At 36.9% G+C, this 21,782-nt stretch carries 21 protein-coding genes and 1 pseudogene; 7 read left to right on the top strand and 15 right to left on the bottom strand.

Annotation, left to right across the window (positions count from 1 at the left end; translation table 11 throughout):
* Nucleotides 1–31: 31 nt before the first annotated feature.
* The 4 genes from lmaA to lmaD all read right to left on the bottom strand — a co-directional run bounded on the left by lmaA (nt 32) and on the right by lmaD (nt 2,073).
* Nucleotides 32–535 (bottom strand): protein LmaA, encoded by a 504-nt coding sequence (gene lmaA / locus OC533_RS07855; RefSeq protein WP_194323806.1) that lies wholly within the window; start codon nt 533–535, stop codon nt 32–34.
* A 12-nt stretch (nt 536–547) separates the two neighbouring features.
* Nucleotides 548–937 carry a DUF5072 family protein gene (locus OC533_RS07860; protein ID WP_010990245.1) on the bottom strand — a complete coding sequence of 130 codons (390 nt, stop codon included), beginning with the start codon at nt 935–937 and terminating at the stop codon, nt 548–550.
* A 279-nt stretch (nt 938–1,216) separates the two neighbouring features.
* Nucleotides 1,217–1,633, bottom strand: a complete 417-nt coding sequence (locus tag OC533_RS07865; RefSeq protein WP_194323808.1) for an ArpU family phage packaging/lysis transcriptional regulator — start codon at nt 1,631–1,633, stop codon at nt 1,217–1,219.
* A gap of 11 nt (nt 1,634–1,644) precedes the next feature.
* Nucleotides 1,645–2,073, bottom strand: a complete 429-nt coding sequence (gene lmaD, locus OC533_RS07870) for a protein LmaD (RefSeq protein ID WP_185323900.1) — start codon at nt 2,071–2,073, stop codon at nt 1,645–1,647.
* A gap of 216 nt (nt 2,074–2,289) precedes the next feature.
* On the opposite strand from lmaD, the gene OC533_RS07875 reads away from it, so the two are divergent.
* From OC533_RS07875 to OC533_RS07885, 3 genes are all read left to right on the top strand, one after another.
* Nucleotides 2,290–2,625, top strand: coding sequence for a helix-turn-helix transcriptional regulator (locus tag OC533_RS07875; RefSeq protein ID WP_003764864.1), 336 nt, complete (start codon nt 2,290–2,292; stop codon nt 2,623–2,625).
* A gap of 5 nt (nt 2,626–2,630) precedes the next feature.
* Entirely contained in the window at nt 2,631–3,083 is a 453-nt protein-coding gene (locus OC533_RS07880) for an ImmA/IrrE family metallo-endopeptidase (protein WP_003764863.1), read from the top strand.
* 173 nt (nt 3,084–3,256) lie between these two features.
* Entirely contained in the window at nt 3,257–3,952 is a 696-nt protein-coding gene (locus OC533_RS07885) for a Crp/Fnr family transcriptional regulator (protein ID WP_003759822.1), read from the top strand.
* Here the strand turns inward: OC533_RS07885 and OC533_RS07890 are convergent.
* Together OC533_RS07890 and OC533_RS07895 are read right to left on the bottom strand one after the other, a co-directional pair.
* Entirely contained in the window at nt 3,922–4,620 is a 699-nt protein-coding gene (locus OC533_RS07890; RefSeq protein WP_003759821.1) for an EAL domain-containing protein, read from the bottom strand. The genes OC533_RS07885 and OC533_RS07890 overlap by 31 nt on opposite strands.
* Nucleotides 4,621–4,770: 150 nt before the next feature.
* Nucleotides 4,771–5,604 carry an AraC family transcriptional regulator gene (locus OC533_RS07895; RefSeq protein WP_003772584.1) on the bottom strand — a complete coding sequence of 278 codons (834 nt, stop codon included), beginning with the start codon at nt 5,602–5,604 and terminating at the stop codon, nt 4,771–4,773.
* A gap of 142 nt (nt 5,605–5,746) precedes the next feature.
* On the opposite strand from OC533_RS07895, the gene OC533_RS07900 reads away from it, so the two are divergent.
* Entirely contained in the window at nt 5,747–7,489 is a 1,743-nt protein-coding gene (locus OC533_RS07900) for an ABC transporter ATP-binding protein (protein ID WP_033838291.1), read from the top strand.
* On the top strand, nt 7,482–9,263 hold the full coding sequence (locus OC533_RS07905; RefSeq protein WP_194323810.1) for an ABC transporter ATP-binding protein: 1,782 nt from the start codon (nt 7,482–7,484) through the stop codon (nt 9,261–9,263). Before OC533_RS07900 ends, OC533_RS07905 begins: the two co-directional genes overlap by 8 nt.
* Nucleotides 9,264–9,399: 136 nt before the next feature.
* Here the strand turns inward: OC533_RS07905 and OC533_RS07910 are convergent, their stop codons facing one another.
* The 5 genes from OC533_RS07910 to OC533_RS07930 form a co-directional block, all read right to left on the bottom strand.
* Nucleotides 9,400–12,354 (bottom strand): MucBP domain-containing protein, encoded by a 2,955-nt coding sequence (locus OC533_RS07910; RefSeq protein WP_194330383.1) that lies wholly within the window; start codon nt 12,352–12,354, stop codon nt 9,400–9,402.
* Between the two features lie 635 nt (nt 12,355–12,989).
* Complete coding sequence (chiB, locus tag OC533_RS07915; RefSeq protein WP_194324002.1) at nt 12,990–15,260, bottom strand: chitinase ChiB; 2,271 nt, start codon at nt 15,258–15,260, stop codon at nt 12,990–12,992.
* Between the two features lie 292 nt (nt 15,261–15,552).
* The gene (locus tag OC533_RS07920; protein ID WP_194323812.1) at nt 15,553–15,924 is read right to left on the bottom strand and encodes a hypothetical protein; all 372 of its coding nucleotides are present in this window, start codon (nt 15,922–15,924) and stop codon (nt 15,553–15,555) included.
* A gap of 94 nt (nt 15,925–16,018) precedes the next feature.
* Entirely contained in the window at nt 16,019–16,651 is a 633-nt protein-coding gene (locus OC533_RS07925; RefSeq protein WP_033838294.1) for a nitroreductase family protein, read from the bottom strand.
* 13 nt (nt 16,652–16,664) lie between these two features.
* Nucleotides 16,665–16,955, bottom strand: coding sequence for a putative quinol monooxygenase (locus OC533_RS07930; protein ID WP_010990237.1), 291 nt, complete (start codon nt 16,953–16,955; stop codon nt 16,665–16,667).
* Between the two features lie 111 nt (nt 16,956–17,066).
* Between OC533_RS07930 and OC533_RS07935 the strand changes: the two genes are divergently transcribed.
* Entirely contained in the window at nt 17,067–17,360 is a 294-nt protein-coding gene (locus OC533_RS07935) for an ArsR/SmtB family transcription factor (protein ID WP_003759790.1), read from the top strand.
* Between the two features lie 106 nt (nt 17,361–17,466).
* Nucleotides 17,467–18,984 (top strand): annotated as a pseudogene (locus tag OC533_RS07940) (polysaccharide pyruvyl transferase family protein).
* Between the two features lie 39 nt (nt 18,985–19,023).
* On the opposite strand, the gene OC533_RS07945 reads toward OC533_RS07940, so the two are convergent.
* The 4 genes from OC533_RS07945 to OC533_RS07960 all read right to left on the bottom strand — a co-directional run bounded on the left by OC533_RS07945 (nt 19,024) and on the right by OC533_RS07960 (nt 21,763).
* Nucleotides 19,024–19,374, bottom strand: a complete 351-nt coding sequence (locus OC533_RS07945; protein WP_194323814.1) for a DUF2200 domain-containing protein — start codon at nt 19,372–19,374, stop codon at nt 19,024–19,026.
* A 133-nt stretch (nt 19,375–19,507) separates the two neighbouring features.
* Entirely contained in the window at nt 19,508–19,897 is a 390-nt protein-coding gene (locus tag OC533_RS07950) for a DUF956 family protein (protein WP_003728941.1), read from the bottom strand.
* Nucleotides 19,898–20,023: 126 nt separating this feature from the next.
* On the bottom strand, nt 20,024–20,935 hold the full coding sequence (locus OC533_RS07955) for a PTS system mannose/fructose/sorbose family transporter subunit IID (RefSeq protein WP_003728942.1): 912 nt from the start codon (nt 20,933–20,935) through the stop codon (nt 20,024–20,026).
* A 21-nt stretch (nt 20,936–20,956) separates the two neighbouring features.
* The gene (locus OC533_RS07960) at nt 20,957–21,763 is read right to left on the bottom strand and encodes a PTS mannose/fructose/sorbose transporter subunit IIC (protein ID WP_003764836.1); all 807 of its coding nucleotides are present in this window, start codon (nt 21,761–21,763) and stop codon (nt 20,957–20,959) included.
* Nucleotides 21,764–21,782 lie beyond the last annotated feature (19 nt).

Consider the following 21,782-nt stretch of genomic DNA (forward strand, 5'->3'; position numbering starts at 1 on the left):
GGAAAGCCACTTATTTCAGTGGCTTTCTATTTTATTCTGCTGGTGTTTCGCCGGGCATTTGATCTCCGCCCTCAGTAATAGTTAAATCAACAAGCGCTCCCATTCCGTCTAGTTTTACAGAATAAGTCATCGCTTCATCAAAAGGAGCCTCAAAACTGTAGTCTGCTACAATTGCTAAGCCGCCAAAAAGACCTTTTTTAGATGCTTGGTTAATAACTTTCACACAGACCGGACTATCACTTTCGAAATATTTCGCCAATTCTTTATGAGAATCCGCATCAGCAACGTATAAACCATCATTTTCAATAGACCATTCTTTCATACCGCCGATTTTAGACTTCCATCCACCTAATGTATCTTTAGATGTGATTTCAATACTATCTTTTGAACGGTTAACAGTTAGACCCTGTTGTCCTGCAACCGCTAATAATTTATCTCCTGCTGCGTTAAAAATTGCTAAGATTACGTCTTTCCCCGCGACCGCTTTAGCAGCTCCCGGTGTATAATCACAATATAAATTTTCTTCAAATGCCATTAATAATTCCTCCTAAATTTTTACTTTTAATTCACGACAAATACTTACTTCAAAACTAGTTTTTGCATGAATCAACGTATTTTCTTTAACTAAATTTTGTTTTCCGAAATGACGAACTGCGATTAATTTGTATCCTTCAGGCAAATTAAAACCCGCTTGGATAAAATTATCAATCTGTTCGACACCCGCTAAATCCAGTTCATTTGTATAATGATGAACGGCAAAGCGGTATTTTTCTTTCCAGGAAGTGCGGCTCTCTTCTTCCTCTTGATCAATCATCTCCATCATCGTTGAAGGCAATTCCACTTGGTCATGCATTACAATAGAAACATCTAGTCCGCCTTTTTCCTGAAGCATTGTTCTCACTGCTTCCAAAACTCTCACGAAGCTCAAACTCTTCACCAAGCGCTCACTCCTTTAAAAATAGAAAGTAAAATTCGGTCAAGACCATTTTTAATAATTTATTCCTCCAAACTTTACTTTCCAAAAATAGAATATTTGTTTATCTCAACGGATTTAAAACCCAATAATAAAAACAAATTTCTTTTAAAACCTCATGTATATCAGAAAATCGGTGCACCTTCATTCTGACGCAGCTTTTATTGTCATCCGCTTGCTGGACAATTGGCTTACTTTTATATTAACGGTAAAATGCTACTGTAAAATATCAAAAAAGTATCATCATTTCCTTACTAAAATTCCCATTATTGTTGCAAGTTCTAGAACTGCTCGTCTTTTTATACGTTTAAACTGAGCTATTTCATAAGGCAGACTCATCATTACTGCTATATCTTTCTCTTTTTCCACATAACACTCTATTAAAATTTTTCGATATAAATCATCCATTTGATTTAACATTTCTGTATATCTTTGTACTAACAAACGCGCTTCCTTTATTAATTCTATGTTATGCCTTGCAGAAAATGCCACCGAACCAAAATGTGGCGTCTCCAGTAAACCATTACTTTCTATAAATGGCTTTTGGGATAATCCCGTCATCACGCGGAAACGCTGAAAGTCTGCAAAAAATCGTTTCACTTCTTGGACAGTTTTTATATAATTAATATCTTTATTTTCTGGTAAAACTAAAACTTGCATTTGATCACTCCTTAATTGTGTGCTTCATTAATTACAAACGCTTCATACTGACACTCAATGGCAGAAGCCGGTAAAGAGCCAATCTCTTCTTTCGTCTTATCCAAATGAAAAGCCAATACATCAATCATCTCCTGCTGAACCGGCCGTTGCTTTTTTCTGTTCAAGCCGTTTTTTCGTTTCCATTCGGCAAGTGAGGACCTTGATACTCCAATTAATTTGCTGATTTCTACATCTGACTTTGTTTTTTTATGTTCGCGGTATTCATTTGGTGTTAAAATAAGTAGTTTTTGTTCCGCCGTTAAAAGTCCTTTCTCTCTATCCCCTAGTGCTTCAAAAAACTCCAACTCTTCTATTAAACGTTTCCGAATAAATCTATTTTCTTCTTGTTCCAGTTGAAAAATTAGTTGGATTTGCTTTTCTTTTAAAAGTTTTCTATCCATCCATTCCCACTTCCATCTCATAAATTAATATAGTAGTTTTGTCACCAATTCGGTGCTATCGATGCAAAATCAGCCGCTTTTATTTTCTAGCTCTAAACATATTATAGCACCATTTTGGTTACAGGTAAACTTTATCCGACAAATATGTTCGAAAAAGTTCCATTTTGGTGCTAAAAATGCTATACTGGAGCCATAAACATGTGGAGGACAATTATTATGGAGTTAAATAAATTTGTAGGAAATAAAATAAAACAATATCGTGAGGAACGAGGCCTAAATCAAGAAGCACTAGCAGAAAAGCTTCATACGACGCGCCAAACTATTAGTCGTTACGAAAATGGCGACCGTAAAGCAAATCAAGATGTTTTATTTGAACTTGCAAAAATCTTCAACAAGCGATTAGATGACTTTTTTCCTGAAAGAAATTTACCACCTGTTGACGAACGCTCGGTGACGATTGCGGCCCATATTGATGACGATGTTACAGAGGAAGAAATGCGAGATATTCTAGCTTATATAGAGATGAAGAAAAAACTCCATCGCGGGATGTGATTTTATTGTACGAAAAATTGGTAAACAAATACCAAGATGAGGTAACAATTAGAGAAGAAAAAATGCCTTACAAATTACCTGGCTTATATTTGAATGGAATGATTTTTATAAGTAAAGATAAATCTTCCATTGAAAAAGGCTGCATTTTAGTGGAAGAATTGATGCATTATAAGTACACGGTAGGAAATATTACAAAACAAGAAAGCCTTTCAGATAAAAAACAAGAACTTTTTGCTCGTCGCAAGGGTTACGAAGAATTAATTCCACTGGAAGACATCATTACTTGTTTTTATCTTGGTTTAAAAGAGTATTTCGAGGTTGCTGAATTTTTAGAAGTGACCGAGGAATTTTTGCGCCGTACCGTTTCTCATTATGCGGAAAAATATGGTCCAATGTATGATTGCGGCGATTATTTAATCAATTTTGGCAACTCTATTGATGTTTATAAGAAATTTTAACGAAGACTCTACCACTAGAGTCTTTTTATTATATATTTTTGCTCAAATGTAGCGAATGAGTGTCTTTTTTTTGTCTAAATTGTGACAGCAGCTTTGATTTAGTTTCTTTTTCATAGGAATAGAAGTACAGTTAAATGGTAGATAAAAATTTCATTCGTATAGGAGTTTTAACCATGCTTCACACTACCGATTTTTCTGATATTTTTTCGAGCGATTACTCTAGCAAGGTGTCTTTTAAAAAAGGAGATATTATTCATTCGTTTAAAGATTACGAAAAAAAACCACCTCAAATAGGCGTGATTTTGGAAGGTACTGCTGTTTTAGAGGGACCTACTAATGAAGGACGCTGGATGATAAATGCACTTATTTCTGAGAACGCAATTTTTGGAATGGAAAGTTTACTCGAAACAAAAACGGCTCCAGAGCTTACTGAATACCGTGTTCGCGCACTAGAAAACGGGCGGGCGCTGTTCATTGATCGTGAGTTTTTCCTTAATTACTTGTATGCAAACCCACATTTCTTCCATCTGGTACTTGATGATGTAATAGTTAGATATTTATTTACTGCCAAAAATTATAAAAATATTAATCAACCACCAATAATCAAAGTGACTCGTATTTTTGTGGAAATTATTGAACTACTGAATCTCCATCAAACAGAAGGCCCGATCGTTTTACCTTCCTATATCACACAAACATTTTTAGCTGATTATTGCCGTTCTAGTCGCGCTCGAATCACTGAATCATTAGAAGAATTACTCATAAATGGGCTGCTAGTATCCAAAAAACCGATTACTATTAGCTCACACGAAAAACTCCTTGATCAAATAGATAGTTTTCAGACAGGAAATGGTTTATTAACTAAATAACCTTGGAAAATGGAGACGCCATGGCTTTCTAAGATTGCCATGGTTTCTTTTGTTTCAATGCCCTCGACCACAAAATCGAGGTTATTTTTATGCGCAAAATTCGCCCAAGCTTTAATGAATAAAAGTAAATCCTCTAAATCAATATTATTAAAATGAATCAAAGAGAATTTGAGCTCGATTATGTAAGGGAGATAACTCAGTACGCGCTCTAAACTATTGAGTCCACACCCCACGTCATCTATTGCAACATGGTAACCTAAGCCGTGAATTATTTTAATTTTGTTTAAAATAAAAGCATCTTTATCATCAGCATTTAAATGTCGCTTATGAGCGGGAACATCAAAAATATCTTCGGTCATTTCTATAGTAATACGATGACTCTCACTTCTTAGTTTGTCTAACATATGGAGCGTTTCCATATAAAAAAGTTGTTGCGGCGCTATATTTATTGCAAAGCGATCATTTGGATATTTTTTTAGAACATCAAAGAAAGCGTCACTAAACCACTCACAAAATGTAAGGTATAATTCTTCGTCCGCAAGTACAGCTTCTAACTCCGACAAAGGAAATCTAGGAACTTCACTATCGTCGCGTAAAAGTATTTCGTATTCGACAATGTTACCTTGAAGAATATCTAACTTTGGTTGAATATAAAGTTGAAATTTCATTGCGTCCCATCACCCTTCCCATTTCTCTTTTCTATTCTAATACATTTTTAGTACTAATCGCAAAATTTAATCCAATAAAAAGCAGGCATTTCGAAAAACACCTGCTAATTTTCCTTCAAAATACCGCTTTTATCATTCAGCATTTTTAAATTAACTTGATTTGCGCCAGTTTTCTGATGGTGGAAAGCCATAATATTTTTTGAAAAGTTTACTGAAATAATAGGCATCGTTGTAGCCGACCATGTTAGCAGCTTGCTTCACAGTTACATCTTTATTTTTCAGTAGCTCTTCCGCACGTGTCAGGCGGATTTTGATTAGATAATTAATTGGCGACTCGCCAGTTTCTTCTTTAAAAACTTTGGAAATATAGGCTGGGCTGATGTACATTGTTTGCGAGAGTGTCGAAAGCGAGACATCTTCTGTGTGGTGTTTTTCCATATAATGAATAATTTCATTGACGAGCATTTGTTTTTGCTGCTCATCGGTGGATAATTTCACGCCATTATTTTCAAGTTGTTCGGGCGTAGCTTCCCGCAAAACATGGATAATTAACTGCATGACAAAAGCTTTCAAAATCAAGTCATATCCAGGTTTTTCAGCATCTTTTTCTTCTATAATTTGTTTAGAAATGGATAAAATAGCAGATTCATCTTCTTTTTTCCGTAAAAAGGCTTTTTTAAATGGGAAAGTGTTTCGCGAGTATCCTTCCAGTGCAAAATTCCGAAAACCGATGTGAAGTTGCGCATTTGTCATACCAGGTTCGGTTATATCGTAATGGTTTACACCAGGATTAAAAATCAACATATCCCCTTTTTCTAATGCGACTCGCTCCCCTTCAATATCATAAATAACGTTTCCCTCACAAATAATGGAGATTTCTAAAAAGTCATGATGATGATTTTCGCCCACTCGTACTTCGTTGGTATAGCAATTAGCTATATACAAAATTTGCGGGTTAAATGTGGTTGTGTTTATTTTCAGCATCGTTTCACCTCCTAAATATAACGCTTACAATTATCTTTTAATTATATAACATTGTCCATGCTTCCAGCGAATATAAACCATTCTTTTTCGAAATTAGGAGTGTAAACTAAATGGATATATGAATGTTAAAGGATGTGAAAAAATGGAGAGTATGAAATGGATTTGGCAATATGTCCGGAAATATCGTTTACTTATGGTTGGTGTATTTATTTTAATTTTTATTGCTTCTGGTATTAGCATTATTTATCCGTTACTAGGCGGGAAAGTGATTGATGATGTTGTCTATCAAAACAAACCGAATTTGCTTATCCCGCTACTTTTAATCATGATAGTTTCGACCATTATTCGAACTATTTGCCGTTATTCCTATCAGATTATGTGCGAGCGAATTGGGCAAAATTCCCTTTTTCAGATTCGGGAAGATTTGTATAAAAAGTTGCAGTCACTTGATTTTGATTTTTTCAATAATACGCGTGTTGGAGATATTATGGCGCGGATGACTGGTGATACAGATGCGATCCGCCATTTTGTTTCATGGGTATCGTACAATATTTTGGAAAACGTGTTCCTGTTTAGCTTTGCAATTATTATTATGGCCACGATTGACTGGAAACTAACGCTCGCACTGGTTATCATCACGCCACTCATTGCCATTTTAACGATGAAAATGTCGAGTAAAGCACAACCAGTTTTTTATGAAATTCGAGAAAGCTTTTCGCGACTTAATTCAATGGTAGAAGAAAATATAAGTGGAAACCGCGTCGTAAAAGCATTCGCGCGGGAAGATTTTGAAATGAAGAAATTCCACGAGCATAACGAAGACTTCAAAAAACGCAATTTAGATTCAGCCGATGTTTCTAGAGCCTACTTGCCAGTGCTTGACTCGCTCGCTGGAATTCTAGTTGTTATCACGCTTATTTTCGGTGGTTATTTAGTAATCAAAGGACAAATGACGCTGGGAGATCTAGTTGCCTTTAATGGATTTCTATGGATGCTGAATGGCCCGATGCGCATGAGTGGCTGGCTTATTAATGACGTACAACGTTTCATCGCTTCTTCGTTTAAAATTCAAGATATGATGGCAACGAATGCTAAAATTCCTATCCACGCTGAAAAACCGGCGCCATCATTACAAGGTCATGTTGAGTTTAATAATGTTAGTTTTCATTTTGAAGATGACCCAAATACGGACGTTCTGAAAAATATTTCTTTGAAAGCTTCTCCGGGTCAAACGGTGGCTATTTTGGGAGAAACTGGGTCAGGGAAATCAACGCTCGTCAACTTGATTTGTCGCTTTTACGATCCGACTTCTGGTGAAATTTTAATTGACGGGGTTGATGCCCGAAAATGGCATGTCCGGGAACTTCGAAATCACATTGCTACGGTGATGCAAGATATTTTCCTGTTTTCCGATACGATTGAAGGTAATATAGCATTTGGAGCACCCGAAGCAACGATGGAAGATGTCCGGAAAATGGCGCGAATTGCTGATGCCGACCACTTTATTGAGACAATGCCAGAGAGTTATGACACGATTGTTGGTGAACGCGGGGTTGGACTTTCCGGCGGGCAAAAGCAGCGTATATCGTTAGCTCGTGCTCTCTTAAAAAATCCATCTATTTTGATTTTGGATGATACCACTTCTGCTGTTGACATGGAAACAGAAGTGAAAATCCAAGGCGAATTAAAGAAAATCACCGAAAATACAACAACCTTTATTATCGCGCACCGCATATCTTCTGTAAAAGAAGCTGATGAAATTTTAATTTTAAACCATGGTGAAATTATTGAACGTGGAACACATGCAAGTTTATTAGCGGAAAAAGGTTATTATTTTGATATTTACAATAAACAACTTGGGACGGAGGCGAATGTGAATGGCTAGAAATAAATTTGATATTGATGAAGAACTAGAAACAGCATTCAGCGCCGCACATTTAAAACGTATTCTAGTATATGTAAAACCCTATCAAAAATCTATCTATATCACGCTTTTTGTAATCTTACTGGCAAATGTTGCGACAATGATTGGACCATATTTAACCAAAGTCGTGATTGATGAAACGATCCCAAATAAAAACATGACTCAACTATTCTGGATTGCGGTTATTTTCATTGTTTCTGTCATTGTAACTGGGCTTTGTATGCGATACCGAATTAGGTCGATTACGCTTATTGGACAAGATATTTTAAAGGATATGAGAACGGCAATTTTCGGTCATTTGCAAAAACTTCCTTTTTCTTATTTTGATAGTCGTCCGCACGGAAAAATCTTGATTCGAGTTGTTAATTATATCAATATGCTGAGTGATTTATTATCTAACGGGCTTATTAATTTGATTTCTGATATTTTAAGTGTCATTGTAACACTTGGCTTTATGCTGATGATTGATCCCGTTTTAACGTTGTATAGTTTAGCGCTTATTCCAGTTCTTTTCGTGATTGTCATGGTCATTAAAACAGCTCAACGTAAGGCGTATCAGGTTCTTAGCAATAAACAATCCAACATGAACGCTTATATCCACGAGAGCATTGCTGGGATTAAAGTAACGCAAAGTTTTTCGCGGGAAGAAGAGAACTTTGAGATTTTCACCGAAGTTAGTAATGAATATCGTCGTTCTTGGATGAAAGCCGTGAAAATTCAATTCTTGCTTTGGCCCGGTGTGCAGAATATTGCCGTAATGACGACTTGCTTAATTTATTTTGTTGGAATTAAAGGCTACGGGGTGGATGTTTCAACTGGGACACTTATTGCTTTCATCGGTTATGTGGGTAATTTTTGGAATCCCGTTATTAATATTGGTAACTTCTATAATTCGCTTATTACAGCTACTACTTATTTGGAGCGGATTTTCGAAACGATGGATGTCGAACCAGATATTAAAGACGTTCCAAATGCGAAAAAAATGCCACCAATCGTCGGAAATGTTGACTTTAAAGATGTTTATTTCCGTTACGAGGAAGGCGTAGACATTTTGAAAGGAATTAATTTTCATGTTGACGCGGGCGAATCAATTGCACTCGTTGGGCCGACTGGTGCTGGAAAAACGACAATTATTAATTTGCTTAGCCGTTTTTACAATATTAATTCCGGGGAGATTTTAGTTGATGGGGAAAATGTCGAGAAAGTAACGCTCAGGTCGCTTAGGTCACAAATGGGCGTCATGCTCCAAGATACTTTTATTTTCTCCGGAACAATTATTGAAAATATTCGCTACGGCAAACTAGATGCAACCGAAGAAGAAATTATCGCAGCAGCCAAAGTCGTCCGCGCCCATGATTTCATTTCCGTATTAAAAGATGGCTATTATACGGAGGTAAAAGAACGGGGTAGCACTCTTTCTGCGGGTCAGCGGCAACTGATTTCCTTTGCCAGAGCACTTTTGGCTGATCCAAAAATCCTCATTCTCGATGAGGCGACTTCAAGTATTGATACACAAACTGAAATCTTGCTGCAAGAAGGACTAGAGCGGCTACTTGAAGGACGGACTTCTTTCATTATCGCGCATCGCCTTTCTACAATCAAAAACAGTTCGCGCATCTTTTACATTGATAATGGTCGCATTCAAGAAGCAGGCAGCCACGAAGAACTAATGGCACAACATGGTTATTACTATAATTTATACCAATCACAATTTGATATGTTGCAAGCTCTATAGAAAAAAGGTAACTAGAGATTCTAGTTACCTTTCTTGTACTTAAACCACATCCAATGAATAGAAGCTCTATTTTGAATTTAAAAGTAACGCCACAAAATTGATTTGTGGCGTTACTAAATCTATGCCTATTCAATATCTACCTTAATTTTCTTCTACCAACAATTAAGAATAATTCCAAAATTAGTACTATTCCTATAATTTGTAGCAGATTTGATAAGGCAATATCATCCCCCGTTTTAGGTAGGGTTTTCTTCTCTACTTTAGTTATACTTTCTTGGCTTTCAGGTGTTTTTATTGTAAAAATATCAAGTGTTGTTTCTGGTGCTTTTATGGTGAAAACATCAGGCGTTTCTATAGTAATCATAGTTGGTGTTGTGGGAACAACCGGTTTACTAATTATTTGCTCTGCATATACATAATTCACAGTTACATCACTTGCTCCAAAAGTACCTTCTTCATTAGCGGGTGTCTCAACTAATGTATAACCAGGAATTGCTAGGGCAGTTGTTTTGTAAGTGTCTTCAATATGATACTTTTTCGTATCTACATTAGGTGCCTGTAGTTCTTTGCCTTCTGCATCTTTGTAAGTGGTTGTTAACGTATAATCATTCGCCTTATACACGTAATTAACGGTTTCATCACTTGTTCCAAAAATACCTTTTTCATTAGCGGGTGTCGTTACTAAGGTGTAACCCGGGATAGTTTTGGCTTCGGTTGTATAGGGATCATTCATATAATACGTTTTAGTATCGACTTTATCTGGTGCAATCTTCTTCCCTTGTTGATCTTTAAAAGTAGACGTTAATTGATAGCTATTCGCTTTATATACATAATTAACGGTCACATGTTGAGAACCGAATGTTCCTTTAGCATTTGTTGGCGTGGCTACTAATGTATAACCTGGAAAAACTTCGGGAGTTGTTTTGTAGGTGTCTTGGATGTTATATTTTTTCGCATCTACTTTAGGCTCTTGTAGTTCTTTGCCTTCTGTGTCTTTGTGAATGGTTGTTAACGTATAATCATTCGCTTTATATACGTAATTAACGGTTACATCACTTGCTCCAAAAGTACCTTCTTCATTAGCGGGTGTCTCGACTAAGGTGTAGCCAGGAATCGCTAGAGCTGTTGTTTTGTAGGTATCTTCAATATGATACTTTTTCGTATCTACTTTAGGTGCTTTTAGTTCTTTGCCTTCCGTATCTTTGTAAGTGGTTGTTAACGTATAATCATTCGCTTTATATATGTAATTAACGGTTACATCACTTGTTCCAAAAGTACCTTCTTCATTAGTGGGTGTCTCGACTAATGTATAACCCGGGAAAACTTCGGGATTTGTTTTGTAGGCGTCTTCGATATGATACTTTTTCGCATCTACTTTAGGTGTTTGTAGTTCTTTGCCTTCTGTGTCTTTGTAAGTGGTTGTTAACGTATAATCATTCACTTTATATACGTAATTAACAGTTTCATCCCCTGCTCCAAAAGTACCTTCTTCATTAGCGGGTGTCGCTACTAAGGTGTAGCCAGGAATCGCTAGGGCTGTTGTTTTGTAGGTGTCGTGGATATGATACTTTTTCTCATCTACTTTGGGTGCTTTTAGTTCTTTGCCTTGGTCGTCTTTGTAAGTAATTGTTAACGTATAATCATTCGCTTTATATACGTAATTGACGGTTTCATCACTTGCTCCAAAAACGCCTTTTTCATTAGCGGGTGTCTCGACTAATGTATAACCAGGGATAGTTTTGGCTTTTGTTGTATAGGAATCGTTTATATGATACGTTTTAGTATCGACAGCATCTGGCGCAATCGTCTTCCCTTGTTGATCTTTAAAAGTGGAAATTAATTGATAGGCATTTGCTTGATATACATAATCGACAGTGATGTTTGAAGTATCAAATGTTCCCTTAGCGTTCGTTGGTGTCTCGACTAATGTATAACCAGGAAAAACTTCGGGATTTGTTGCATAAGTATCTTGATAATGGTATGTTTTCGCATCTACAACTGGCGCTTTCAGTTCTTGACCATTCGTATCTTTGTAGGTGGAAGTGAGTGTATAATCGTCTAGTTTATACACGTAGTTGACTGTAGCCGGGTTTAAAGTAAATGTTCCATTCTGATTTGTTGGCGCAGCTACTAATGTATATCCTGGGAAACTTTTTTCTGTTGATGTATAAGAATCTCCCACTTTACCATTCAAGATGACAGGTGACGCTAATTCTTTGCCGTCTGTATCTTCATACTTCACTGTAATAGGTCCGGCGATATTTACAGTGACTTTTGTTTTGGCAAATTTGTTCGATTTCGTTGAGAATTTACTTTTAACGTAAATGCTGGTTTGCCCTGGTGCTGTTGCCACTCCATTTTGGATAAGCTGGCTGGAACCATCATCATAAAATTCAAATTCGTGATGATCGAATAGAGCTCGGCCAGATTTTAATTCAAGTTTTGTTTTATCTGGTGTTAATTGACTAAAATCAGTCCCAACAGTTACATCGAGAGTATACCCGTCAGTAGTTGTTAGTTGGTCTTGTTTTTGGAATTGACCATCATAAAATTCGGCCATATTATTCCCATTGTTAAATGCACTAGCACCAGGAGGAATATGCGATGTAATTTGATTGTCACCAAAATGTACAAGTAAATTTTGATAATCTCCAGCATTTGTCCACTTAGTATTGAAAATTTTGTCTGGAAGCCTCACTAAACGGTTCCTCGATACCCCAAGGATTTTTAAGTGACTTGCCATTTCTGTTATTGATTCAGGGATTTCTTCTATCGTCCCCCCATTGAGTTGTAAGTTTTCTAACTTAGGTAGTTGAAAAGCAATCATCGGAAATGTACTTAAATTATTATTACTAAGATTTAATTCTTTTAACTCCTTTAAATTTCCCACTGAGTCAGGTAATGAGGAAACCGTCCCTGTTGTAACATTTAACCTAGTTGCGTTCTTCAGCAAATCGATATTATCAGGAATTTCACTTGCTTTTACTACTGTTAGTTCCTTTATATTTTCTAAATCGGTTTGTGTGATATTCGCTCGCGTTTTACTAGTAGCATTTTCAATCGCTTGTATAAACGGTTCATTATTATCCATGGTTTCCTCTAACCATGTAGGTGTGCTAGCAGAAACTGTTGTAAAACTAACCGTGTTAATTACAACTAGTGTAGCTATCATGATGATCCACAATTTTTTTAAAATAGTAATTTTCCTCCTTTAACATATTTTTCCACGTAATCGATCGTTCTTTTGGATAAAACCTTTATTAACAGCGCTAACAAATGGAGTTATAAAAGTTTTTTCACAATCCGACTCCTCAGTTTTATATTATAACTGCTTGTAAAAAAGTAGCTCTATTAAAAACAGACCATCCGTTGACCATTTTTGTCGAATTTGTGTCTTATTTATTTCATATTGTCGAATTTAATGCGTTTCACGGACAAACATAAATTTTTTCACCAACTAGCTAGTTTCAGCTGTGCCAACGTTTCGCGCGTTTTAAAACACTTAATACACCCTTGCGCATGGTTAAAGTGGTTATAGAAAAAACAACCAAAATTAATTTTTTAGCTGTTTTTTGTTATATTTTCCTTTTCTAAATAATTTTTTAATTAACAGTAAGCACCCAATTATATTCGCAATCCACTGGAGCCCTAGGGAAACGCTCTATTAATGGCTACATTTTTAAATAAAAACAGAGATTCTCAGGTGAGAATCTCTGTTTTTGTCTATTAATTTATTAACAACCAAGGACCCCACTGTTCAGCTCCTGGCTCATTTCCTTGAGTCCACCACTGTGCTTCGTATGTTTTCCCTTTGTAAGAAACCCTATCTCCCTTATTATAGGTTTTTGCAGCGTCCCATGCTGGAGTTGCTGGTGGTGTTGCCGCATCAAGCGTTGTTACAGTTAAGGCAGAACTTGCTGCCGAGAAATTTCCTGCCGCATCGTATGCTTTTACTGTATAAGAATACGCTGTTTTTGCAGTTAAGCCACTATCTGTAAAAGTAGTTCCTGAAACAGAGCCAACTTCGGTCCCATTTCGGTACACTTTATATCCAGCCACTGCTTTATTATCTGTTGAAGCTGTCCACGTTAGAGTAGCCGATTTGTCTGTTACATTAGAAGATGCGAGTGATTTTGGCACTGTTGGAGCTTCTGTATCGCTTGGATCAGGTACAACAGTTCCCCCACCAAAAATAGTTTGTTTACCAAATTCGACACTCGATTTTACCATCCGTTGTGTTAAATCAATTTTAGAAATATTATTTACATCCACACTAGATGCACTCGATTTTAAGCGGAAAGTATAAGATGCGCCTTGCGGAATTTGCTGTGCATCATACACCGAAGCTAAATCAACTACTGTATTGCCACCTGAAGTAGTAACCGTACCTGCTTTATAATCTCCAGCAGTAAGCGTTTCGCCGGCTTTTACTGGAATATAAAACTTAGGTAATTTTACTGTTTCAAAAGATAGCTCTGTTGATTTCAAGACTTCATTTGTTTCATCCGCTTTTTCATTATTAGTAATCGTAATTTCGTATCCGACTCCATTTTCACTATAAGGTTTTACAGTTGCTACCACATTTAAATTCGCATATGTGATTGCGTTTTGCGGGATTGCACTTGTACCGAACAATCCAGTTTTAATAGCCTTTGTAAGTTCATCGCGCTTAGTTGAAGTCGTGGTTTTATCCTGCGACTGCATCCAAGAAATCATCCCACCAAGATTATTATCTTTTACATACTGTGCCTTATAGCCAATTGAACGAGTATTGTCATATGTGTAAAACTCCCCAGTTTCCTTACTATAAAGATACGGCGCTTTGGCAGTATCATCCCAATATTCTTTTAAAGTTGGCGTCTTGGCTTTTAGAGCATCAATACTTCTATACGCCCAAACTCCACCAGCACGGCCCCCATCACCAGTTTTAATTGGGTTTTCATTGTTTGCCCCATAAGTGAGCGAGCCATCTGCATCCTTATTCGTTTTTTCAGCCGCTTGGAAAAGTCCTGGCAATGCAGTGTCTGTTCCCTCAGCTACTTTATTCCAACCTCGAGTATAAAATGCTGCCCCAACAACAATTTTATTCGAAACTGCTCCCTTTTCTTTTAAGTATTTTACGGTTTGGTCGACAGAAAAACCACTATTGTAATTCGGGTCTTTCGGATTGCCGTAAAGCGCTGTATGATGCGCACTATTCGGTGTCCAAGCACCATTTAAATCATAGGTCATCACATTCGCAAAATCGACTACTTTAAACAGATTCGCTACATCCACTCCATTTTCTAAAGTAGATTTTGCAGCTGGTAAAGCGACCGATAACTCGTATTTCTTGTTAATTTCAACGCCTTGTTTATCCAAAGCTGTTCTTAAATCTTGTAAAAGTGTAATAAAATTTTGTTTGTCCGCAGGTTTTGCATTTGGCGTGCCTTCATCGTTTTTATTATCAACAAGGTCAGCATCCCGTACCGAAGCAGGATATTCCCAGTCCAAATCAACAAAATCCATATTAGTATATTTCACAAATTTCATCACATTTTTGACAAAATTAGCCCGTTTTGTCGGATCTGCTGCAACTGTCGAGAAATCACCCGACTTAGACCAGCCTCCAACCGAAACCCCTATTTTCAAATTCGGATTTTGAGCGCGTAGATCTTGAATCGCATTCAATACACCCGCATTCGCTCCGCCCCACTGAACTCCCTCTTGTCCAACAGGCGCTCCAACAGCAGCATCTTTATCAGTAAAAACTAAATCTCCATTACTATTAAAATCCAAGAAAGCAAAATTTAAATGTGTTAATTGATCAGCTGGAATATCTTTCGGATAAAAATTCCCTTCTCCTCCCCAAATCGACCAATCACCATAATACATAACATTTCGATACTGTGGTACATTTTCAGCCGCTTTCGCCCGTTTTGACTCTGCACCAATTGATACAACCACTAACGATAATACTAACAACACAACAGAAGTAATACTAAAAAGCTTTTTCATCTTCTTATTCATCTCTTCACCCCGATTTTTGATTTATAAACCTCATTTCGGTAGTTCTAAGTTTGTCTCTCTGTACCCCTTTTTGTGTGGTTGCCAGAATGTTTCTTTTCTCTAAGTTCCTCCCTCCAATTAAAGATTCATTCTGAGCAACTGTATAACATGCAATTATCATGCCAAAAGAAAGCGTTGTCATTTAGCGGTTTCAAGCTTGTTCCTAAGCTACACAGATGGAATAAAAACTTACACAGATAAAAAATAGTACAAGCACTTGGCTCATACTATCGATTAATTATTATTTAATTTTCACAAATTCAAACCAATGCTTTCGCGAATAAAAAATTGATGCCAAAAAGAGACCGAGTGCAATTAACGTAGAAGCCAAACTAGTCATTACGAAACCGTAAAAAAGAAACGGGAACATTGAATAATTTAATATTAGTGCTTTACGGTTAATCCGCACAATAACATCATTACTATTTTCCAAAACTGCTTCCTGACTCCCAAAGAACCAATCAGTCACGCGAACCTTTGTTTTCTCCATCTTAGGCATAAAAAAATGAGACTGATGATTGTCGAGTTTTACAATTTCTTCATTTTCGATTCTAACTTTCACTGGAGTAATACCGCCGCCAATACCTGTTTTACGAGTTATTTTGATCGTCATAGTTGCTTTTCCTCCTCGGCTTTATGTTGCTTTTATTATACCAAGAAGAACAAAAAGGAACAAGGAAATATCGGCTATTCCCTCGTTCCACCCTTTAAGCGAAAGTCGTTACGTCTGTGATTGGTAAACGATAAGACTCGTAACCGGAATTTTTAGCTTTTCCGATAGAAACGAGCATCACTGGGACGTAGCGTTCTGGATCCATGTTAAATGCTTCGGCCACTTCTTTACGCTCAAAACCACCAATTGGATTTGTATCATAACCATGCGCACGTGCAACCAACATTAACTGCATCGCCACTAGACCACCATCAATTAATACAACTCGTTCTGCTTCCGAACGCGGAATTGTTTCAAAGTACTGGCTTAATTTTGCCATTTGTTGTTCTTTTATTTCGGCGGGCATTAAACCGCGATTCACAGCTTCCCCGTAAATTTTTTCGCCATTTTCAAAGTTTTGTAGGTCCCCGAAAATTAAGATCATTGCGGAAGAAGTTTCGTTTTGGCGTGTGTTAAAGCGTACTAATGAACTTAATTTTTCTTTACCAGCATCACTTTCTACAACCACAAAGCGCCACGGCTGCATATTTACAGATGACGGAGCAGTTACCGCATCCTCCAAAATAGCTTTCATTTCTTCTTGGCTAATTTTCACCGTTTCATCGTATTCTCGAATCGAACGACGGTTTTTCATTAAATCTTCAAAATCATTATTTAAATAAGTCATCTCTTTCTCCTCCTTATCGCGCAAGTGGCGTTAAAACTGAAATTTCAAGTGGTTTTGCAACAAAATTAGTAGCGGCGTTCTGAAATTTTTTGAAATGCTCGCTTTCATTGTGTTGTTGAATAGCATCCATATCCGCCCATTTTTCCAGCATATAAAAAACTGTCTCATTTTCAGTAGATTGTACTAATTCATAGCCATGATTTCCTGTTTCTGCTTGTGACGCGGCAATAACTTCCTTAGCTGCCTGCAAAAAAGCTTCTATTTGCTCTTTTTTTATCGTCATTTGTGCTTCAATATGCAACATTTACCAACAACTTCTTTCGGATTTGATAGTTCGATTTTTTTCGAACTATCATAATATAACATAACAGCAAGTTCCGCGCAATTAAAATGTAAGTTATGATATGATAATCATATGAAAAAGTTAAATGAGCTATCAAAATCAGATTTATTATTAATTTTCCAAGCCTTAAGCGATCCAATTCGCCTGGATATTTTCCTATGTTTACTAAAAAGTAAAGAAAAACGTTTCTCTGGCGAAACATACAATATTTCCAAATCAACCATGTCACACCACATTAAACTGCTTAAAGAAGCACAACTAATTAATTTAAGAAAGGAAGGGACAACGCATATTTATTCGGTTAACGAAGGACTAGTGGAACAAATCGGTTTCTTCTTTGATTCGTGTAAAAATAAACTTAAATAACTTCATCCCGGAAATTGTTAACTTAATTAATATTTTGATATACTTTAAATATTAACTAGGTTAAGGATGTGGTTTTTTAGTGAAAAGAATACTCATTAGGTCCGGTATGCGCCCTACAAACGTATACATGCCTGAAGATATTTATTTAAAGGATCGAACTGGATTTAACAATGGTAATCTAGCTTACCAATACAGCATTTATAGGACATTATGGAATGACAATGTAGAAATACACGCTGATGGGTTATCTTCTAATCCTAATTTAGCAGAAAAAATTAATGAAAATTACGATTTGTACATTGTGCCTCTAGCTGATGCTTTCCGTGAAGATTTTCGACCCGTGCTCCGTAATTATACACAGTTGATTCGTAAGCTGAAAATCCCGGTTGTAGTCACAGGGGTAGGTTTACGAGCAAACTATTAACCTCAGTTAGATGAAGGTTTCACTTTTGATGAAGATGTTACTAATTTTGTAAAAGCAGTCCTTGAAAAATCGGCTCAAATAGGAGTTCGAGGACAGATTACAGCAGATTATTTAAAAAAACTCGGATTTAATGAAGATATAGACTATCGAGTAATTGGCTGTCCTTCCCTTTATACATTTGGTCGAGAAATAAAAATCAGAGAACTCCACTTAACAGAACAATCCTCCATTGCTATCAATGCATCTCCAACCTCTTCAGATATAGCTATCGAGTTCTTAAACAACTTGATTAATACATATAAAGATTACCAATTTATCCCTCAACACCTAGACGAATTCCATTTAATGTATGCTGGCGGTCCAGACATCTCTAGTGATGTCAATGGCTACCCAACAAATATCCAACATAAGTATTACCAAGAAGGTCGAGTAAAATATTTCACTAGCATGCCTAGTTGGTTCGATTTTGTGAAGAATATTGATTTTAGCATTGGCTCTCGCTTACATGGAAATGTCATTCCAACAATAGTCGGAACACCTAATATTTCATTTGTCCAAGATGCCAGAATGCGTGAACTAGCCTCCTACCATGCGCTTCCTCACGTCACCATCGATGAATTGGAAAAAACAAGCAACCTCCAAGAATTACTAACTAAAGTGGACCTGAAATCAGCCGAAAAAGTCCAAGCAAGGAATTTTGATAACTATATTGATTTCTTAGATACAAACGGTCTCAATCATATCTACAAACACGATAAAAACAGAAAATCAGCTCCTATGGATGAACTTATAAACTCCATTACTTTCCCATCAAGTCCAGACCCCATTTCCATATTAAATCCTCAAGAAATGCTAAACCGAGTAAAAATCTCCACCAACTTATTAAAAGAAAGACATGATTTTAGCACAAGATACCGCGTTAATCTCGTAAATAATCAACTCACCCAACTGAAAAAAACAACTTCTGAGCAAAACAAAAAATACCAACAGAAAATTACTGAATCACAAGAAAAAAATCAGCAATTAGAAAAACAACTGACAGATACTAAACAAAAATTACAGTTGACGCTAAAGAAAAATCATGAACTTACAAATAAAATCAGACATTATCAAGGCACATTAAACCGAAAATCTGTGAAAACGACTTTAAAAGTAGCGAATTCATTAGCAGCTTTAAAAAAGAAAGTTTCTAAAAGCTAACCAACAAAAAAGCAGCCATTCAAAACGGCTGCTTTTTACTTATCTTCTTAAAATTTTCTCCATTTTCTTTCCTTTTGCAAGTTCATCAACTAATTTATCTAGGTATCGTATTTGTTGCATAAGTTTATCTTCAATTTCTTCCACTCGGTAGCCACATATAACTCCGGTGATTAAAGAGGCATTGGGATTCATTTTTGGTGCTTGCTCGAAAAAAGTCTCAAAGTCGATTTCTTGATCTATGGCTTTTTGTAAGGAAGCTTGGTCATAGCCAGTTAGCCAAAAAATAACTTCATCCACTTCTTCTTTTGTGCGATCTTTTTTCTCCACTTTTTGTATGTAAAGAGGGTATACACTAGCGAATGACATCGTGTAGATTCTTGGTTTTTTCATGTTGGTGTTCCTCCTTCGTTTACTTTTGATTTCACTTTCTATTGTACCAAAATGCGCTGTTTGTTCAATTATTATGTACGAAAAAAAGCATCAACAGACATCAGTCCATTGAAGCTTTTCGGTATAAATCGGCTTATTTATTTTTGTTTTTCTTCTTGCTAAATATCGACCGAAACGAGCGCTTCATAACATCAAAGAAACTTAGCGAGCTCACCATATTGGCTGGGTCGACATAAACTCTTATTTTACGTAAAACTTCTTTAGGCTTTTTAGAAGCAAATGTATATGTGCCGTTGCGCTTTGTTTTAATGGCGTAGCGAGGGATCCACTTACCTTTTAGCATAACGGATACAATAACTTGATCTACTTCTTCCCAAGGGATTTGGACGAATTTACGCACATCACGTGAGTTGAAAAATTCAAAACCTTTGTCGCCAATCATAATTTTCCCGTAATCTGTAAGTCCAGTATACGCGGTGGCATCTATTGTTAAGTCTACCTTTGTATTAATCGATTGAACCAACTGTATTCGCTCCATTTCTTTTCGCTTGTTTTGTTTATTATACCGTATTCGTTTATCTGTGTCATATATCTAAACGAAAAGAGGCTCGGTGAATATTGCACCAGCCTCTTTTCGATCAGCTTATTTTTACAGAAGCCCGATTAAGTGACCAACTATACCAACTACGAATAGACCTAGAATGATGATAATTGGGCTGATTTTTTTCTTAAGTAACCACATACATAGGAATGTAAGAGCTACTGCTGCAAGTCCTGGGATTAAGTTATCCAAGTTATTTTGCAAGGTTGTTACTTTAATTTCAGAAAGAGCTAATCCTGCTTGTTGTTGTTCTAAAGCAGTTTTGATACCTTGTGCACCTTGTGGAAGATGGCTCCAATCAATATACGCACCTTCATCAAGTTTAACTTTCGAGATAATTGGCGCAAACTGGATATTTACCCATCTCTGCACCAAGGCGGCGAGGACGAACATCCCGAGTATCGAAGCACCTTTTGTAATGTCTTGCAGTAATCCACCAGAAAGGTCATCAGTAATTTTAGAACCAGCTTTGTAGCCGAATTCTTGTGTATACCACATGAAGCCCCAACGGATTACGTTCCAAGCAACGAAGAATAAGATAGGTCCAAGAATGTTTCCACTCAAGGCAAGAGAAGCACCTAATGCTCCTAACATTGGACGAATTGTAAACCAGAATACTGGGTCACCAACACCAGCTAGAGGTCCCATCATACCAACTTTAACCCCTTGAATTGCTACATCATCAACTTCTGCACCATTTGCACGTTCTTCTTCAAGTGCAAGTGTTACCCCAAGAATTGGAGATGCAATATATGGATGTGTATTAAAGAATTCTAAATGACGTTTTAACGCAGATGAACGGTCTTCTTTTGTTTTATATAATTTTTTAATAGCGGGAATCATAGAGAATGCCCAGCCACCATTTTGCATACGTTCGTAGTTCCATGAACCTTGAATGAACGTAGAGCGCCATGCTACGCGTAGACGGTCTCTCTTTGATAATTCGATTTTTTCTGCCATTCTATTCTCCTCCTTTTTTTATTAATAGTCGTTTAATATATCGCCGAGTGGATCGCGTGAGTTTCCGCCTCCACCGCCATTTGAATTACCGCCACCCATTTTAGATAGGTTAAGGTAAATAAGAGCAAGTGCAACACCTAGAGCACCAATTGCGATAAGTGTAAGTTGAGAAATTGCAGCTACTACGAAACCGATAACGAAGAACGGCCATACTTCTTTAGTAGCCATCATGTTGATAACAAGCGCATAACCAACGGCAACTACCATTCCTCCGCCGATAGCCATACCATCTGTTAACCAAGCTGGCATTGCTTCTAAGAAAGATTGAACGCTGTCTGCTGGAATGAATAAAAGTGCTGCTGCAGGGATTGCGATACGAATACCTTGCATACAAATTGCTGAAATATGTAACCACTCTACGGTGCGAATATTCCCTTTTTCAGCGGCTCTGTCCATCAAGTGAACAATTGGAACTGCCAATGTACGAACGATCATAGTTAAGAAAAGACCTGCTACTGCAAGCGGAATTGCAATTGCGATTGCGGACGGAATACCTGCTACCCCTTGTCCACCTAAAACTAATATAATTGCTGAAGCTACTGAGGCAAGCGCGGCATCTGGTGCTACGGCTGCTCCGATGTTTGCCCATCCAAGTGCGATCATTTGTAGAGTTCCGCCAAGGATGATACATGCTGTTAAGTTACCTGTTACGAGACCAATTAATGTACATGCGATTAATGGCTGATGGAACTGAAATTCATCTAGAATTCCTTCGATACCTGCTAAAAATGCAATAAGTACTACTAAAATTATTGATATGACAGACATAATAAACCTCCTATTTTAA

Source organism: Listeria sp. Marseille-Q6474 (genome assembly GCF_946902005.1).
Taxonomy (GTDB): Bacteria; Bacillota; Bacilli; order Lactobacillales; family Listeriaceae; genus Listeria; species Listeria innocua.

Excerpts from the sequence above, each read along its gene's own strand:
- lmaA (WP_194323806.1), bottom strand. The coding sequence starts at position 535 with ATGGCATTTGAAGAAAATTTATATTGTGATTATACACCGGGAGCTGCT.
- OC533_RS07865 (WP_194323808.1), bottom strand. The coding sequence starts at position 1,633 with ATGCAAGTTTTAGTTTTACCAGAAAATAAAGATATTAATTATATAAAA.
- lmaD (WP_185323900.1), bottom strand. The coding sequence starts at position 2,073 with ATGGATAGAAAACTTTTAAAAGAAAAGCAAATCCAACTAATTTTTCAA.
- OC533_RS07875 (WP_003764864.1), top strand. The coding sequence starts at position 2,290 with ATGGAGTTAAATAAATTTGTAGGAAATAAAATAAAACAATATCGTGAG.
- OC533_RS07885 (WP_003759822.1), top strand. The coding sequence starts at position 3,257 with ATGCTTCACACTACCGATTTTTCTGATATTTTTTCGAGCGATTACTCT.
- OC533_RS07890 (WP_003759821.1), bottom strand. The coding sequence starts at position 4,620 with ATGAAATTTCAACTTTATATTCAACCAAAGTTAGATATTCTTCAAGGT.
- OC533_RS07895 (WP_003772584.1), bottom strand. The coding sequence starts at position 5,604 with ATGCTGAAAATAAACACAACCACATTTAACCCGCAAATTTTGTATATA.
- OC533_RS07900 (WP_033838291.1), top strand. The coding sequence starts at position 5,747 with ATGGAGAGTATGAAATGGATTTGGCAATATGTCCGGAAATATCGTTTA.
- OC533_RS07905 (WP_194323810.1), top strand. The coding sequence starts at position 7,482 with ATGGCTAGAAATAAATTTGATATTGATGAAGAACTAGAAACAGCATTC.
- OC533_RS07910 (WP_194330383.1), bottom strand. The coding sequence starts at position 12,354 with ATGGATAATAATGAACCGTTTATACAAGCGATTGAAAATGCTACTAGT.
- chiB (WP_194324002.1), bottom strand. The coding sequence starts at position 15,260 with ATGAAAAAGCTTTTTAGTATTACTTCTGTTGTGTTGTTAGTATTATCG.
- OC533_RS07920 (WP_194323812.1), bottom strand. The coding sequence starts at position 15,924 with ATGACGATCAAAATAACTCGTAAAACAGGTATTGGCGGCGGTATTACT.
- OC533_RS07925 (WP_033838294.1), bottom strand. The coding sequence starts at position 16,651 with ATGACTTATTTAAATAATGATTTTGAAGATTTAATGAAAAACCGTCGT.
- OC533_RS07930 (WP_010990237.1), bottom strand. The coding sequence starts at position 16,955 with ATGTTGCATATTGAAGCACAAATGACGATAAAAAAAGAGCAAATAGAA.
- OC533_RS07935 (WP_003759790.1), top strand. The coding sequence starts at position 17,067 with ATGAAAAAGTTAAATGAGCTATCAAAATCAGATTTATTATTAATTTTC.
- OC533_RS07945 (WP_194323814.1), bottom strand. The coding sequence starts at position 19,374 with ATGAAAAAACCAAGAATCTACACGATGTCATTCGCTAGTGTATACCCT.
- OC533_RS07955 (WP_003728942.1), bottom strand. The coding sequence starts at position 20,935 with ATGGCAGAAAAAATCGAATTATCAAAGAGAGACCGTCTACGCGTAGCA.
- OC533_RS07960 (WP_003764836.1), bottom strand. The coding sequence starts at position 21,763 with ATGTCTGTCATATCAATAATTTTAGTAGTACTTATTGCATTTTTAGCA.